Annotated in this window: 12 protein-coding genes; 2 read left to right on the top strand and 10 right to left on the bottom strand. The window is 71.7% G+C overall.

Annotated features, from left to right (window positions below; translation table 11 throughout):
* Positions 1-276 precede the first annotated feature (276 nt).
* On the top strand, positions 277-1,596 hold the full coding sequence (locus DEJ03_RS14960) for a GNAT family N-acetyltransferase (protein WP_110865222.1): 1,320 nt from the start codon (positions 277-279) through the stop codon (positions 1,594-1,596).
* A complete protein-coding gene (locus tag DEJ03_RS14955; protein ID WP_110865221.1) occupies positions 1,596-2,063 on the top strand; it encodes a DUF2087 domain-containing protein in 468 nt (155 codons plus the stop codon). Before DEJ03_RS14960 ends, DEJ03_RS14955 begins: the two co-directional genes overlap by 1 nt.
* A gap of 95 nt (positions 2,064-2,158) precedes the next feature.
* On the opposite strand, the gene DEJ03_RS14950 is transcribed toward DEJ03_RS14955, so the two are convergent.
* The 10 genes from DEJ03_RS14950 to DEJ03_RS14905 all read right to left on the bottom strand — a co-directional run bounded on the left by DEJ03_RS14950 (position 2,159) and on the right by DEJ03_RS14905 (position 16,057).
* Positions 2,159-3,163, bottom strand: a complete 1,005-nt coding sequence (locus tag DEJ03_RS14950) for an ABC transporter permease (RefSeq protein ID WP_110865220.1) — start codon at positions 3,161-3,163, stop codon at positions 2,159-2,161.
* On the bottom strand, positions 3,160-4,095 hold the full coding sequence (locus DEJ03_RS14945) for an ABC transporter permease (protein ID WP_110865219.1): 936 nt from the start codon (positions 4,093-4,095) through the stop codon (positions 3,160-3,162). The genes DEJ03_RS14950 and DEJ03_RS14945 overlap by 4 nt, the downstream gene beginning before the upstream one ends.
* A complete protein-coding gene (locus DEJ03_RS14940) occupies positions 4,092-5,834 on the bottom strand; it encodes an ABC transporter ATP-binding protein (RefSeq protein WP_110865218.1) in 1,743 nt (580 codons plus the stop codon). The genes DEJ03_RS14945 and DEJ03_RS14940 overlap by 4 nt, the downstream gene beginning before the upstream one ends.
* Positions 5,831-7,498: an ABC transporter substrate-binding protein gene (locus DEJ03_RS14935; protein WP_110865217.1), complete on the bottom strand. Its 1,668-nt coding sequence runs from the start codon at positions 7,496-7,498 to the stop codon at positions 5,831-5,833. The genes DEJ03_RS14940 and DEJ03_RS14935 overlap by 4 nt, the downstream gene beginning before the upstream one ends.
* Positions 7,499-7,702: 204 nt before the next feature.
* Positions 7,703-8,605: a cation-transporting ATPase gene (locus tag DEJ03_RS14930; protein WP_110865216.1), complete on the bottom strand. Its 903-nt coding sequence runs from the start codon at positions 8,603-8,605 to the stop codon at positions 7,703-7,705.
* Between the two features lie 511 nt (positions 8,606-9,116).
* On the bottom strand, positions 9,117-10,391 hold the full coding sequence (locus tag DEJ03_RS14925; protein ID WP_110865215.1) for an FAD-binding protein: 1,275 nt from the start codon (positions 10,389-10,391) through the stop codon (positions 9,117-9,119).
* Between the two features lie 17 nt (positions 10,392-10,408).
* Entirely contained in the window at positions 10,409-11,950 is a 1,542-nt protein-coding gene (gene araA, locus DEJ03_RS14920; protein WP_110865214.1) for an L-arabinose isomerase, read from the bottom strand.
* On the bottom strand, positions 11,947-12,657 hold the full coding sequence (locus DEJ03_RS14915) for an L-ribulose-5-phosphate 4-epimerase (protein ID WP_071247850.1): 711 nt from the start codon (positions 12,655-12,657) through the stop codon (positions 11,947-11,949). The genes araA and DEJ03_RS14915 overlap by 4 nt, the downstream gene beginning before the upstream one ends.
* Entirely contained in the window at positions 12,654-14,357 is a 1,704-nt protein-coding gene (locus tag DEJ03_RS14910; protein ID WP_110865213.1) for a xylulokinase, read from the bottom strand. The genes DEJ03_RS14915 and DEJ03_RS14910 overlap by 4 nt, the downstream gene beginning before the upstream one ends.
* Before the next feature lie 701 nt (positions 14,358-15,058).
* The gene (locus DEJ03_RS14905; protein WP_110865212.1) at positions 15,059-16,057 is read right to left on the bottom strand and encodes a LacI family DNA-binding transcriptional regulator; all 999 of its coding nucleotides are present in this window, start codon (positions 16,055-16,057) and stop codon (positions 15,059-15,061) included.
* Between the last annotated feature and the right edge of the window lie 23 nt (positions 16,058-16,080).

The raw sequence follows: 16,080 nt of genomic DNA, 5'->3' as shown, positions 1-16,080 counted from the left end.
AGATGTGTATAAGAGACAGCGCCACGACCCCGCACCGAACCACCTCCGCCGCCCCCACTGACGAACCCAGCACCGTGCGGCCCGCCACCCGGAATCCCGCACCGTGCGGCCCGCCACCCGACGTCCCGCACCGTGCGTCCGCGGCACCCGAACCCGGCACCCGAACCGGCCACCCGCACCCCGCAGGCAGTCCGCCGGACGCGATCCGGGCCTCCAGTCCGACCGGACCGACCACGCGCCTGTCGCGACGTCACCCGGTCCCGATAGTGTCGGAACGTGAGCAACGAGGCATTCGACGACCGCTACGAGCTGCGCGAGTTCGCGCCCGGGACGGACGACAAGGGGGCACCGAACGCCGAGACGGCAGCGTGGATGCAGGCCGTCGGGATGGGCTTCCACGAAGCCGACCCCGACGCCGAGGGCGCAGCCCGCATGGCGTCGCACTTCATCGCCGACGAAGAGACGTTCCTCGGGGTCTACGTGCGCGAGCCGTTCCCGGGGTCCGTCGACGAGACGTGGCCGGCCGGCACCTTCACGTGGTTCCGCAAGGCGCTGAGCTGGGGCGACGGGTCCTCCGTCGACACCCAGGCGATCTCCGCGGTCACCGTCCGCCCGACCGAGCGTCGCCGCGGCATCCTGCGCCGGATGATGACGCACGCGCTCGAGCGCGGGGTCGCCGAGGGCTACGCCGTCGCGTCGCTGACCGCGTCCGAGGGCACCATCTACCGCCGCTTCGGCTTCGGCTGCGCCATCCGCGAGCGTGCTGTGCACGTCCGCCGTGAGCGCGCGCTCCCCCTGCTCGCCCCGACCTCCGGCACGGTGTCGGTCGTCACGCCGCAGTGGCTGGCCGACGGCCCGGGCAAGGCGGTCTTCGACCGGTTCCACGTCCGCACCCCCGGCTCGATGGTCCGCAACACCGGCACCTGGCCGATCGCGTTCGGCCTGCTCGGCCACGACGGGCAGAAGGCGAAGGACGTCCGTGCGGCGGTGCACCGTCCCGACGGCTCCGACGAGATCGACGGCTACGTGACCTGGCGCGTCAAGGAGGACCGCGGCTCCGACACCGCGCTCGAGATCGTCGACCTGGTGTACGCGGACGACCAGGCCTACACCGCCCTGTGGGAGTTCCTGCTCTCGATCGACCTCAACGACGTCGTGAAGTACAACCGCTCCCGCCTCGACGACCCGATCGTCGCTGCGCTCGGCGACAACCGTGCGTACGACGTCGACCACGAAGAGGACCACGTCTGGCTGCGCGTGCTCGACGTGCCGGCGGTGCTGGCCTCGCGGCCGTTCGCCGTCGACGGGTCGCTGACACTCGGGGTCACCGACGCGCTCGGCTTCACCACCGGCACGTACCGCCTCGACGTCCAGGAGGCCCGTGGCACCGTCACGCGCATCGCCGACGACGTCGACGTGGCCGGCTCTGACGTCCAGCTCGACGTCGCAGAGCTCGGTGCGCTGCTGATCGGGTCAGTCTCCCCCGTCACCCTGGCCGCCGCGGGGCTCGTCCGCGCTGCGGACCCGGCGTCGGTGGAGCTGCTCCGCGCGATGCTGCTGCCGCCGCGGACGCCGCACGGCATCACGTACTTCTGATGGACGTCGCCCGGGTGGTGGGGCGCGCGCGTCAGGTCGTCTCCGTCCTGGCGTCCCCCACCCTGCGAGCAGCGGTGCTCGGCGGGAGCCCCGTCGATGACCGCACCCGGGCAGCGATCGACTCGTTCGACTGGCTCACCGACGACGGTCCCGACGCGTCGGTGCTCGGTCGGACGTCACGCGAACTCCAACGGCTGCAGTCGCCGGCAGCAGTGCTCGAGTTCGACCGGATCGAGCGGATGCCGGTGAAGGACGTCGAACGACATGCGCTGTCCGTCCGGATCGTGGAGCTGGTGTTCGAGCGACTCGGACAGGAGCGAGCCGTGCCGGAGGCCGTCCTGAACGCGGCCATCGGCATGTTCGCGACCGATGTCTCCGTCGTGCGCCGGGATGCCGTGGACCTCGGCGTCCTGACGCGCACCGACGACGGTTCGGTCTACCGGTTGAGGGTCGACCGCCCGGCCTGAAGCTGCTGGCCCGTTCCGTCTCGTGCGAGGTAGGTCCCTCGGTGTGAGGTTGTTCCGCCGCACGGGGCGAACAACCTCGCACCGTGCGAACGGCCCTACGCCCGGCGCCGCACCCGCGGGTCGACGAACGCGTAGACGATGTCGACGATCACGTTCGCCGTGACGATCAGCAGCGCCGAGAACAGCGTGAAGCCGACGACCACCTGCAGGTCGAGCGTGTGCACCGCGTCGATGAGCAGCGCGCCGAGGCCCTGCATCGAGAACACCTTCTCGGTGATGACCGCACCACCGAGCAGCGACCCGAGGTCGAGCCCGAACAGCGTCACGACGGGCAGGATCGCCGTCCGGAGCCCGTGCCGCACGACGACCTGTCGCTCCCGCAGCCCCTTGGCCCGGGCGGTCCGCACGAAGTCCTGCGACATCGACTCGAGCATCTCGCCACGGGTCAACCGGGCGTAGATCGCAGCGCTGATGAAGGCCAGCACGCACCACGGCAAGATCAGGTGGGTGAACCAGCCGACCGGGTCGTCACCGAAGGCCACGTAGCCGCTGGTCGGCAGGATCCCCAGCACGAACCCGAACAGCAGGATGCCGAGCAGCCCGACCAGGTACGCCGGGGACGAGACACCGGCGACCGCGACCGTCATGACGGCCCGGTCGACGAAGGTGCCGCGGCGCAGCGCTGAGACGGTGCCGCCGAACACCCCGGCGACGAGCCACAGCACGGCAGCGCCCACGGCGATCGAAGCGGTGACGGGCAGGCGCGCCAGGATCAGCTCGGTGACGCTCTCGTGCAGCTGGAACGAGTACCCGAAGCACGGCGCCGCGCACTCGATGACGCTGTTGCCGCTGCCGAAGGTCCGGCCGGTGAAGATGCCGGCCAGGTAGGCGCCGAACTGCGCGAGCCAGGGCTTGTCGGTGCCGAGGAACGCCTGGACCTCTCGCAGCCGGTCCGGCGTGCAGGGCTTGTCGCAGATCGCTCGGGCCGGGTTGGTCGGCAGGAGCATGAAGAGCGCGTACGTGATGGCCGCGACGACGAGCAGCACGACGGCGGCCCCGAGCACGCGGATCGCCAGGAAGCGCAGGGTGGCGGCGTTCACGCGGTGCCCCCTCGCGGGTCGAGGGCGTCGCGCAGGGCGTCACCGAGCACGTTGAAGGCGAGGGTGATGAGGAACAGTGCGGCTCCGGGGAACACGAGGTACATGGGGTCGGTCTGCACCCAGCCGATGGCGTCGCCGATGCTGCGACCCCACGACGGCGTCGGCGGGTTGACGCCGACGGCCAGGAACGAGAGCGCGGCCTCGGCACCGATCATCGACGGGATCGAGATGGTGGCGTAGACGGTGATCGTCGCGGCGAGGTTCGGCAGCAGCTGCGTGCGGATGACGTGCCACCGTCCGGCGCCCATCGCGGTGGAGGCGACCACGTAGTTGCGGCTGACGAGCGACAGCGTCTGCCCCCGCACCACACGGGCCACGGCCGGCCAGCCGAAGAACCCGATGACGAGCACGACGAGCACGGGCTTCGGGAACGACGACGGGACGATCGCGGTGAGGGCGATCATGAACACGAGCGACGGGAACCCGAAGATCACGTCGACGCCCCGCGAGAGCACCCGGTCGTACCAGCCGCCGAAGAACCCGGTCGTGACGCCGACGAGGACGCCGATGACGATCGACACCAGGGTCGCGGCGAGTCCGATGCCGAGCGAGGTCCGCGCACCGTACGTGACGATCGAGAACAGGTCGCGCCCGGTCAGGGGCTCGACACCGAACCAGTGCTCGCCGCTGATGCCGCCACCCGGACCGCGCGGCGCACCGAACGAGTTGAGCGCGTCGATGTCGTACGAGTACGGGTCCTGCCCGGACGCCTTCGCGATGAGCGGGGCCGCCACGGCGACCACCAGGAACACCGCGATGACGACGGCCGAGGCCACCGCCCAGCGGTCCTGCCGCACCCGTCGCACGACGGCCCGGAAGCCGGTCGTGCGGCCGGACGGTGCGACCGGTCGGTCGACGACGTTGGCCGTCACGAGGCCACTCCTTCCCACGCGCGCCACGCCTCGCGGCGGGCGGCCTGTCGCACGGGATCGGCGACGGGCGCTGCGGCGAGGAGCATGCGCGTGTAGTCCTGGTGCGGGTCGTCGAGCACGGCGTCGGTGCTCCCCCGCTCGACGACCCGGCCGTCGCGCAGCACGATCACCTGGTCGGCGAGCTGGCGGACGACGGCGAGGTCGTGGCTGATGAGCAGCATGCCGAAGCCGAACTCCCGCTGCAGCCCGGCGAGCAGGTCGAGCACGGCGGCCTGCACCGTCACGTCGAGTGCCGAGGTCGGTTCGTCGGCGATGACGAGTGCCGGCCGCAGTGCGAGCGCACGCGCGACCGCGACGCGCTGCCGCTGGCCGCCCGACAGCTGGTGCGGGAACCGCTCGGCCCACGTCGGGTCGAGCTGTACAGCGGTCAGCAGTTCACGGACCCGTTCGGCCCGCTCCGCAGCGGAGTCGGTGCCGTGCACGAGCAGCGGTTCCGCGATGCTCCAGCCGATGGTCTGCCGTGGGTTGAGCGACGACGCCGGGTCCTGGAACACGATGCCGACCCGACTGCGCAGCTCGCGCAGTCGTCGTCCGCGAGCGGTCCGCAGGTCGCTGCCGTCCACCTCGACCGAGCCGGCGACGACGGGCACCAGGCCCGCGAGCGCCCGCCCGATCGTGGACTTGCCGGAACCGGATTCGCCCACCAGGCCGACGGTCTCGCCGGCGTGCAGGTCGAGGTCGATGCCCGACACGGTCGGCCCGCCTCGGCGCGAGTACCGCACGGCGACGTCGCGCAGGCGCGCGACGAGCGGACGGGAGGCCCGACTCGCGTCCGCCTCGCCGCTCACCGCCGAGACGGTGCTCGCGTCTGCGGACAGATCGCGGCTTCCCTGGGCCGAGTCCGGTCCGGCAGGCCGAGTCTCGGTCGACGCGAGTGGCACGCCGGACGCGGGACGCGCCTCCAGGCTGGGGACGGCCGCGAGGAGCTCGCGCGTGTAGTCGGCGGTCGGGTGGGCGAAGACCTCGGCGACGGTGCCGTGCTCGACCGGGTCGCCGCGGCGCAGCACCAGCAGGTCGTCCGCGACGTCCGCGACCACGCCCATGTCGTGGGTGATGAGCAGCACGGCGAGGGAGCGCTCGCGGCCGAGCCGCCGCAGCAGGTCGAGGATGCCCGCCTGCACGGTGACGTCGAGCGCGGTCGTGGGCTCGTCGGCGAAGAGTGCGACCGGGTCGCCGGCCAGGGCCATCGCGATCATCGCGCGCTGGAGCTGGCCGCCGGACAGTTCGTGCGGGTAGGCCTTCCGGATGCGCTCCGGGTCGGTGAGGCCGGCGTCACGGAGCAGTTCGTCGACGCGTGCCCGGACGCCGGCACGGTCGAGCCCGGTCGGGTGCGCTCGGACGGCCTCGGCGATCTGCGTGCCGATCGACAGGACGGGCGTGAACGAGTTCATCGGCTCCTGGAACACCACGCCGATGCCCGCACCCCGGACGGCGCGGACCGTCTCGACGGGGGCACCGATGAGTTCCTCGCCACGGAACCGGGCGCTGCCCGACACCGAGGCCTGCGGCGGCAGGAGCCCGAGCACGCTCATGGCGCTGACGGACTTGCCCGAGCCGGACTCCCCCACCAGGGCGAGGACCCGGCCGGGCGTCAGGTCGAAGGAGACGTCACGGACGACGGGCTCCGCGTCGCCGAACGCGACGCGGAGCCCCTCGACCTGCAGGATCGGTTCGGTCACTGCTTGAGCGAGACCTTGAGGTAGTTCGGGTACGCGGGGAAGTCCGCGATCTGGAAGTTCTGCACGTTCGAGCCGGCGAGGAAGGACTGCTTCGCGTAGATCAGCGGCACGACCGGGGCGTCGGCCATGATCTTCTGGTCCGCCTGGGCCCAGAGCTTCTGCGCGTCGTCCTGGTCGACCGTGGAGCTGGCCTTCGCGATGAGGGCGTCGACCTCGGGGTTGCTGTACTTCGAGACGTTGTAGCCGCCGCCACCGATCTGCGACGAGTCGTACAGGGGCTGCAGGTTGGCGTTCGCGCTCGGGAAGTCCGGCTGCCAGCTCGATAGCGACAGGTCGAAGTCGGTGCCGTTGGTGGTCGCCTGCGTGAAGGAGTCGTAGTCGAGCGGCTTGAGCGTCACGGCGATGCCGGCACGCTTCAGGCCGGACTGCAGCGCCTGGGCCTGGGCGAGGTACGTCGGGTCGTTCTGGGTGACCAGGGTCAGCTTCAGGTTGCTGACGCCGGCCTCCTTGAGCAGCTCCTTCGCCTTGTCGACGTCACCGGTGGCCTTCGTCTTGTACAGGTCGTAGTCCTGGCGTCCGGCGATGCCCGGGGTGATGAGCGTCGAGGCGTACGAGCCGGCGATCGCGCCGCCGGCGGCGATGCGGAAGGACTTGCGGTCGACGGCGTACTGCAGCGCCTGGCGGACCTTGAGGTCCTTGAGCTCACCGCGCTGCGTGTTGATCGCCATGTAGCTGATCGGGCCGGCCTTCGAGGTGGCGAGGCGGTCCTGGGCGGCTGGGTTGCTGCGCACCTGGTTGAGCTCGGCGGCACCCAGGTAGATGGCGCCGAACGAGTTCTTGGCGTCGCCGTTGTCCGCGATGAGCGTCTGCGTCGCCGTGGACTGGTCCTGGCTCTCCTTGAAGACGATCTTCGACGGGCCGGCGGTGCGGACCTCGTCGGTCTTCGCGCTCCAGTTCTTGTTGCGGACGAGCGTGACCTGCGAGCCCTGCGTGTTCGACTGCACCTGGTACGGACCGGATGCGACCGGCTTCAGGTCGTAGGCGCCGGTGTCCTTGCCGTCGCCCTCGGGCACCGGGGTGAACGCGGGCATCGACGCGAGCCACGGCCAGTCGCCGTACGCGTCGTTCAGCTTGAAGACGATGGTCTTGTCGTTCGGGGTCTCGATGCTGTCGAGCGACTTGCCGTCGAACGGGCCCTTGTAGGAGTCACCACCGACCAGGAGCGACTTGTGGTAGCTCAGGCCACCGCTCAGGGTCGGCGCGAACGAGCGCTCGATGCCCCACTTGATGTCCTTCGTGGTGATCGGCGTGCCGTCCTGGAACTCGACGCCGTCCTTCAGCGTGTAGGTCCAGGTCTTGCCGTCGTCGCTCGAGACCCCGGTGTTGGTCGCCAGGTCGGGGACGACCTTCGCCGTCTTGCCCGGCTCGACGTCCCACGTGGTGAGCCGTCGGGCGACGAGGCCCATCGACGTGATGCCGAGGCTCTGGCTGGTCGCGGGGTCGAGGTGGAACGAGGTCTGCGGCGTCAGGATGTTGAGCGTGCCGCCCTTGGCCGTGCCCTCGGCGCCGTCGTCGGACGAACCCCCACCCGAGCAGCCGGTCAGGACCAGGGCTGCTGCTGCGGCGACGGCCGCGGTGATCGTCAGGCGGTTGGGGCGTCTCATGACGGTGCTGCTCCTCGGGGAAGGGGGTCGCGATCGCGGTGGCGGTCGCTGCGACGGCGGAACGGTTCACCCGCCGGGCGGCGTCCATCCTGACACCGCGACGGTGGCCCGTCCGAATCTCGCGTGCGTCGGACGACGCACGACGAAACATTGCAAGCGCCGGACGCCGTCCCGCTATTCCCGATGCGTTCGCACCGCAGCGCGTCAGCGGTCGAAGAGGCCACCGAGGAAGTCGTTGCCGAGGTTCGATGCCTGCTCGCCGAGCCCGGACGCCTGCTCACCGAACCCCGCGGCCTGCTCGCCGAACCCGCCGAGGAGCTGCTCGCCCTCGCCGAGGACGCCCTCGACGCCACCGCCGAGGTCACCGAGCCCGAGGTCGCCCATGCCCGAGGCGATGCCCTCGAAGTCCACGCCGAGGTCGGCCGCCCCTGCCAGGACCGGACCGGCGGCAGCGCTCAGCACCGCTCCCCCGGCCACTGCGGCGGCGAGGCCACCGAACGCCATCGCGCCGGCGCCGACCGCTGCACCACCGGCGAACGCCCCGGCGCGTCCGCGGCCGTTGCCGTTGCCCGAGCGGCCGGAACCGCCGAGGACCCGTCGGACCAGACCCGGACGCGACATCTCTCCGCGGGTCATCGCACGGGCCATGCCGCCCGCCGAGTCGTCGCGCAGGTGCTCGTGGGGCGGGAGCTCGGAGTTCAGGCGGTCGCGGACCTGCTGGCGCTGCGCGGGGGTGAGCCGCGCGAAGGCGTCGTGGTGGACCTGTTCGAGCTGCTCCGGCGACGAGGTGCGGAGCAGGTAGTCGTACTTCGCCAGGGCGACCTTGTCGGCGTCGGCCCCGTGCTGCGGCGGCTGCTGGCCGGACTGCTGCGGCTGGCCGTACTGCTGCTGGCCGGGCTGCTGCGGCTGGCCGTACTGCTGCTGCGGCTGCTGCTGGTTCCGGTCGTCGCCGGTCAGCTTGTCCGCGGCGCTGCGCACGAGGCCGCGCCAGTCGGTTCCGCCCTGCTGCGATCCGGCGCCGGGCGCGGTTCCCCCCTGCCCACGCTTCTGGAGCTGCTTGTCGATGACCTTGGAGGCCATGCCGATGATGCGGTTGAGGTTCGCCATGTCCCCACCTTTGCGTCCTCACATGTGGACGACCGGCACCGAGGCGGGGGTTCGCCAGGGCATCCGATGGGGATCCCCTGTGAGATTCGGGCTGCATTTCAGCGGACACATGCACGGAGGCTGGCTCCGGTCGCGTCACCGCAGGAGCGCGACCTGGGCGAAAGCGTGAGGCCCGGGACTGCGACAACAGTTCCGGGCCTCGATTCGCCTTCCGAGTGGAAAGCCAAGGGATGCGTAAACCATCCCGAGTCCAACGCTCGGAACCGATGGTAGCCGAGCCCGCTCGGCGACGCATCCCTCGGCCGAAGCTCCTCGTGTCAGCCGGCGACGACACCAGGAGGTCAGCGATGTCGAACGACACCGATGATCGGTCCAGGCGTCGGGTGCCCTGGCTGGGGATCGCGAGCTTGCTCGTGACCGTGGTCAGGCTCCTGATCGACCTGTCCCGCAAGGACTGAGGACCCGGGTGTCCCGCACCACAGCCGGTGGTGCGGGACACCTGTCCATCGCGTCAGGACAGGATGCGGGCCAGGAACGCGTTCCGGAACCGCCCCGTGGGGTCGAGGTCCCGGGCGAGTGCGGCGAAGTCGGACAGCCGCGGGTACGCCTCGTGCAGCCGGTCGGCACTCGCGGCGGAGACCTTGCCCCAGTGCGGCCGCGGGTCGAACGGCTCGAGGACGTCCTCGATCCGGGCCACTGCCGCGGCCACGGCGGCGGGGTCGCGACGGAACGTGAAGTGCAGGCCGACCGACTGTCGTCCGGACGAGGGCGCGAGCCACGCGGTGTCGGCGGCGATGGTGCGGACCTCGGCGGCGATGAGGATCGGGGCGAACAGCGACGCCAGCGGTCGGAGCGCCTCAAGCGCCGCCACCGCCGAGGCAGCTGGGATCAGGTACTCCGCCTGGATCTCGGCCCCGGTCGACGGGGTGAACGAGGACCGGAAGTGCGGCAGCCGCTCCGACCACGGCCCCTGCACGCCGCCCTGCTCGGTGACCCCGGCAGGGTCGTTCGCACCCGGGTGCACCGGACCCGAGGCCGCACGGGCTCCGAGGGCCACGAGGTCGACGGTCGGTGCGGCCTCGTCGACGCGGTGCTTGACCCAGACCTGCCGGGCACCGCGGTCGTCGAACGACGTGAACATCGACACCGAGTACGCGTCGGACATCACCTGGTCGAACCGCGCGGCGACGGCGTCCCACGGAAGGTCGAGGTGCACCGTCGTGGCGACCTGGAACGTCGGCTCGATCGCGAGCTCCACCGCGGTGACGACGCCGAGCGCGCCGATCCCGACCCGGTGGGCGTCGAGCAGCCCGTCGGGCGACGAGGCGTCGACGTGCGCGAGCTCACCGGAGGCGCGGACGACGTCGAGGCCGACCACCGCCTGCGCGAGCGACGGGTTCCGAACACCGGAGCCGTGCGTTCCCGTGGCGACGGCCCCGGCCGTGGAGATGTGCGGCAGGGACGCGAGGTTCCCGAGTGCCCAGCCACGGGCCTCCAGACCGGCCGCGACCTGGCTGTGCGTCATGCCGGCCGCGACCCGCACGACGCGACGCGACGTGTCGATGTCGAGCACGGGCGGCAGGTCCGACAGTGACACCTGGACGGCATCGGTGTCGGCGATGGTGTTGAACGAGTGTCGCGAGCCGAGCGCCGTCAGGCGCGGCGTCGAGGCGACGAGCTGCTGGAGCTCGTCCACCGACGTCGGCCGGGCCAGCGCCGAGGCGCGGTAGGTGACGTTGCCCGCCCAGTTGGTGCGGGTGCGCTCGGCCGCGATCACGTCGTCCATCGTGGGTCCTGACTCCTCTAGAAGCCGCGGTCGAGACGGTGCCACGTCTGCTGGAGACGCAGCTCGTCGCGGAACCCGCGTGCGGTGGTGTGCTCGTCGATGACCAGGAACTCGGTACCGACCATGGTCGCGAAGTCCTCGACGACCTGCAGGCCGACCGCCGTCGTCATGACGGTGTGGTGGGCGGCGCCGGCGGTGAGCCAGGCCTCGGCGGCGACGGGGAACGACGGCCGGGGCTCCCAGACCGCGCGGCCCACGGGCAGCTTCGGCAGGGCCTCGGTCGGGGGCACGACGTCGACGACGTTCGCCGTGAGGCGGAAGCCGTCGCGGGTGTCGGACAGCGCGACGACGACGGCCTCGCCGGAGTCGGCGGTGAAGACCAGGCGGACCGGGTCGTCCTTGCCGCCGATGCCGAGGGGGTGGATCTCCAGCGCCGGCTTCGTGGTGGTGAGCGTCGGCGAGACCTCGAGCATGTGCGCCCCGAGGATCTTCTCGGCGCCCGGGGTGAGGTCGTAGGTGTAGTCCTCCATCAGCGAGGCGCCACCGGGCAGGCCGGCACCGGCGACGTTCATCGCGCGGACCAGGACCGCCGTCTTCCAGTCACCCTCGGCACCGAAGCCGTAGCCGTCGGCCATCAGTCGCTGCACGGCCAGGCCCGGCAGCTGCTTGAGCGAGCCGAGGTCCTCGAAGTTCGTGGTGAACGCGGCGCTGCCGTTCTGCGCGAGCAGGGTGCGGAGGCCGATCTCGATGGCGGCACCGTCGCGGAGCGCAGCGTGCCGTTCGCCGCCGGCGCTGCGGAGTGACGGGTCCACGTCGTAGTCGCGCTCGTACGTCGCCACGAGCGCGTCGACCGCTGCCGTGTCCGCTGCGGCGGCGTCCACCGCTGCCGCGAGCTCGTTGACGGCCCACGTGTTGACCTGCACGCCGAGCTCGATCTCGGCCTCGGTCTTGTCGCCCTCGGTGACGGCGACGTAGCGCATGTTGTCGCCGAAGCGGGTCAGCTTCAGCTCGCGGACGGCCGCGGCGCCGGCGGCGGCACGGGTCCAGTTCGCGACACGCTGCTGGACGCGGGGGTCCGAGACGTGGCCGACGGCCGTGGCGTGCCGGACGCCGAGGCGGGCCAGGGCGTAGCCGAACTCACGGTCGCCGTGCGCGGCCTGGTTGAGGTTCATGAAGTCGAAGTCGATGTCGGCCCAGGGCAGCGTGACGTTCGCCTGCGTGTGCAGGTGCAGCAGCGGCTTGGTCAGCGCCTGCAGGCCGCCGATCCACATCTTGGCCGGGCTGAACGTGTGCATCCACGTGGTGACGCCGATGACCTTGTCGTCGGCGCTCGCCTCGATGAGCGCGCGGCGGATGCCGTCGGCGTCCTTGAGCACGGGCTTCCAGACGAGCTTCACCGGCAGGTGCCCGGCGAGCTCCGCGTGGACGGCCTTGCTCTGCTCCTCGACCTGGCGCAGGGTCTCCTCGCCGTACAGCCCCTGGGAGCCGGTGAGGAACCAGACCTCGTAGCTGTCGAGCGTTTCCTGCGGGTCGACGTGCGTCGGGGTGTCCTGCGTCATCGCATGGCTCCTTCGGGGTTCTGTCCGTAGACGTTCTGGTAGCGATCGAAGAGTCGATCGATGTCTGCTTCGGGGATCGGGACGACCTCGCCGCCCTGCTTCGCGATGTGGACGGTCCGTGCCACGTCCTCGCACATCACGGCCGCCTTGACGGCGTCCTTCGCGTCCTTGCCGATCGTGAAGACGCCGTGGTTCTGCATCAGGACCGCACGGCTGCGGTGGCCGCTCAGGGTGTCGACGATGCCGTGGCCGATCGAGTCGTCGCCGATGATCGCGAACGGGCCGACCGGGATGGGGCCGCCGAACTCGTCCGCCATCGCCGTGATGACGCACGGGATCGCCTCGGCGCGGGCGGCCCAGGCGGTCGCGTACGTCGAGTGGGTGTGCACGACACCGCCGACCTCGGGCATGTTCCGGTACACGTAGGCGTGCGCGGCGGTGTCGCTGGACGGGCCGTGCTCGTTGCCCCAGCCCTCGGCCGGCACGCCGTCGAGGGTGCAGACGACCTGGTTCTCGGGCGTCAGGTCGTCGCTCGACACCCCGCTCGGCTTGATGACGAACAGGTCCGTGCCGGGCACGCGCTCGGAGACGTTGCCGCCGGTCCAGATCACGAGGCCGTAGCGGACGAGTTCGCCGTGCAGGCGCGCGACGCGCTCCCGCGTCGTCGCCACCGCCTGGCGTGTGGTCTCGTCGATCGCGTCCGTCATCGGGTCACTTCCTCTGTCTGGAGGCGCGGGTCGGCGCCGTCGGTCTCTTCGGTCGCTCCTGTGGTCGCGCTGGGGCGGGTCGCCGCCGCGGCGACGTCCTGCACGGGCAGCGCGGCCCGGTAGCGCTCCAGGTACGTCTGGAACCCGGCGACGTCCGCCGGCTCGGGTTCGGCCACGTGCACGGCGTCCCCGCCGAACACGGTGTCGGACAGGTAGTCGGCGAGCAGCTGGTCGGTGTGCTCGAGGTAGGCGGCCAGCACCGCGATCCCCCATGCGCCGCCCTCGCCCGCCGTCTCCTCGAGCGCGATCGGCACGCGCAACGCCGCCGCGAGGAGCCGCTGCGGGCTGCCCGGCGTGCGGAAGAGCCCGCCGTGCGCGGTCATCCGGTCCACCTGCACCTGTTCGCCGTGCAGGACGTCCATGCCGATGGCCAGGGTCGCGAAGGCGCCGTGCACCTCGGAGCGCACCAGGTTGCCGAGCGTGAAGCGTGCGCCGGGGGTGCGGAGCAGCAGGGGCCGGCCGTCCTCGACGTGGGTGACGGGTTCGCCGGCCAGGTAGTTGAACGAGAGCAGACCGCCGGCGTCCGGGTCGGTGTCGTCGGCGACGGCCTCGGTGAGCAGGGTGGCGTAGACGTCGTCGATGCCGATCGGCGTCGCGCCGGTCCGCTCGCTCGAGGCCTCGGCGAAGCGGCCGAACACCCGGGCCCAGCTCGCGATCTCGCTCGCGCCGTTGTTGCAGTGCACCATCGCCACGGCGTCCCCGGCCGGGGTGGTGACGACGTCGAGTTCCTCGTGCGCGGTGGTCAGCGGCTGCTCGAGCACGACCATCGCGAAGATGCTCGTGCCGACGCTGACGTTGCCGGTGCGCGGGGCGACGGCGTTCGTCGCGACCATGCCGGTGCCGGCGTCGCCCTCGGGCGGGCAGAGCGGTGCGCCGGGTTCGAGCGTGCCGGTCGGGTCGAGCCAGGCCGCACCCTCGGGGGTCAGCTCACCGGCTTCGGCACCGGCGACGAGGACCTCGGGCAGCAGGGACCGCAGGTCCGGCACGCCGATCAGGTCCTGCGCGGTGGCGAGCATGGCGTGGTCGAAGTCCTTCGCGCCCGGGTCGCCGGGGCCGCTGTCGACGGGGCCGCCCTCGATCGGGAACATGCCGCTCGCGTCGTCGACGCCGAGCACGTTCCGGCCGGTCAGACGACGGTGGACGTAGCCGGCCAGGGTCGTCACACCGGCGATCTCGGCCACGTGCGGCTCGTCGTCGAGGACCGCCTGGTACAGGTGCGCGATCGACCACCGCAGCGGGATGTTGAACCCGAGGGCCTCGCTGAGCCGTTCGGCCGCGGGCCCCGTCGAGGTGTTGCGCCAGGTGCGGAACGGCACGAGCAGCTCGCCCGCGGCGTCGAACGCCAGGTAGCCGTGCATCATCGCGCTCACGCCCACCGCCCGGTAGGTGCTCGGGGCGACGCCGTACTGCGCCTCGACGTCGGCCACCAGGGCGGCGTACGCGGCACGGAGTCCGGTCTCGACTGCCTCGAGCGAGTAGGTCCAGCGGCCGTCGACGTACTCGTTCTCCCACTCGTGGGAACCGGCCGCGATGGGCACGAGGTCCTCGTCCACCAGGCAGGCCTTGATGCGGGTGGAGCCGAGCTCGATCCCGAGTGTGGTGCGGCCGTCCACGATCCGCTGTCGGCGGTCGTCACCCATGTGTTCCTCCAGAACCTCGTCGTCCTCAGTGAGCGCTCACATCCTGGCACGTGAGCGCTCACTCGTGCAACGCCGCGGCGCGCCGCCGGTGCGCCCGTCCCGCCAGCGGTCGAAACACCCCGCTCAGTTCCCCCGACCGGTCACGAACCGTCGTCCGGCGCTTCCGCAGCCGACCATTCCTGACCACTCGACGTCCCGCGCGCGACGGGTCGTGACCGCGCGACGAACGAGGCCGGCGACGACGTGCGACCACCGCAACACCGCACCCGCGCAAGTCCCGACCACCCGCTGCCCCGCATCCGTGCAAGTCCCGACGACCCGCTGCCCCGCACCCGCGCATGTCCCGACCACTCACTGCCCCGCACCCGCGCAAGTCCCGACCACCGACTCTCAGAACCCGCGACACCCCGAACTGCGGCGCTCGGGACGGTCACGACACCCCGCTGCCTCCCCTCCGCGCGGTCACGAAGTGTCGGCTGGAGGGGCGCCGAGCGACGAGTCGTGACCGCTCGACCACGGCGGACGGGGTGTTGTGACCGCTCGACCACGAGCACGACCACGACCACGACCACGACCACGACCACGAGCACCAGCACCAGCACCAGCACCAGCGAGGTCGCACGACACGCCGCGACCGGTCCGCCGAGTTCGCGCGACCTCGCAAGCCCCGAACCCCGAGCCCCGACCGCCGACCGCGCGCCCTACGCGCCGACGGTGCTCTCGCGGATGACGAGCGACGGGGTCACGGCCGCCGACGACGCCGTCCCGCCGTCGATCAGGGCGAGGAGCGCCTGCCCCGCGACGCGTCCGAGCTCTTCGAGCCGCAGGTCCACGGTGGTCAGCGGCGGCCTCGAGGCGAGCGCCATCACGTCCCAGTCGTCGAACCCCGTGACCGCGACGTCTCCGGGCACCGAACGCCCGAGTTCCCGCAGCCGGTCGCACACGCCCCGGGCGATCTGGTCGCTGCCGCAGACGATCGCGTCGACGTCGGGCGACTCCCGTGCGAGCACGTCCACGGCCTGCCGTCCCCAGCGCTCCGACCACTCGCCGTACAGCGGGTCGGTGACCAGGTGCGGCCCGAGGACCGACGAGGCACCGGCGACCCGTCGTGCCGCGGACCGGTGTCGCGCCGGGCCCGTCACGATCGCGACCCGCTGCCGCCCGAGCGAGCGCACGTGCGAGGCGACGAGTGCCGACCCGGCGGCGTCGTCCAGGGTGACCGACACGTCGGCGTCGTCGGTCGAGGGCGTGAAGGCGTAGACGACGGGGATCGACACGTCGATCGGGGGTCGGGCGTCGGCGGAGCGGCCGGTCACGATGATGCCGTCGACGCCGCGGGCCGCCAGGGAGCGCAGGTAGTGGGCCTCGCGGACGTGGTCGTCGCGGGTGTCGCACAGCAGGACGGCCATCCGTCCGGCGGACAGGGCGTCCTCGGCGCCGAGCAGCACCGGGATCGAGAACCGTCCGAACGAGTCGGTGGTGATCATGCCGACGGTGTAGGTCCGCCCGGATGACAGCGCACGGGCCCGGGCATCGCCGACGAACCCGAGCTTCTCGGCGGCTTCCTTCACCCGCAGCCGGGTGGTGTCCCGCAGCTGCCCGGTGCCGTTCAGCGCCTTCGACGCGGTGCCGATCGACACCCCGGCGAGCGCCGCCACGTCGGTGATCCGGATCGGCTGTCCGGTGCGTTCGAGCGTCACGGCAACCACCTTTCCGACGATCA

The organism is Curtobacterium sp. MCLR17_043 (assembly GCF_003224215.1).
GTDB lineage: Bacteria > Actinomycetota > Actinomycetes > Actinomycetales > Microbacteriaceae > Curtobacterium > Curtobacterium flaccumfaciens.
This window is presented reverse-complemented; position numbering and strand designations above follow the sequence as displayed.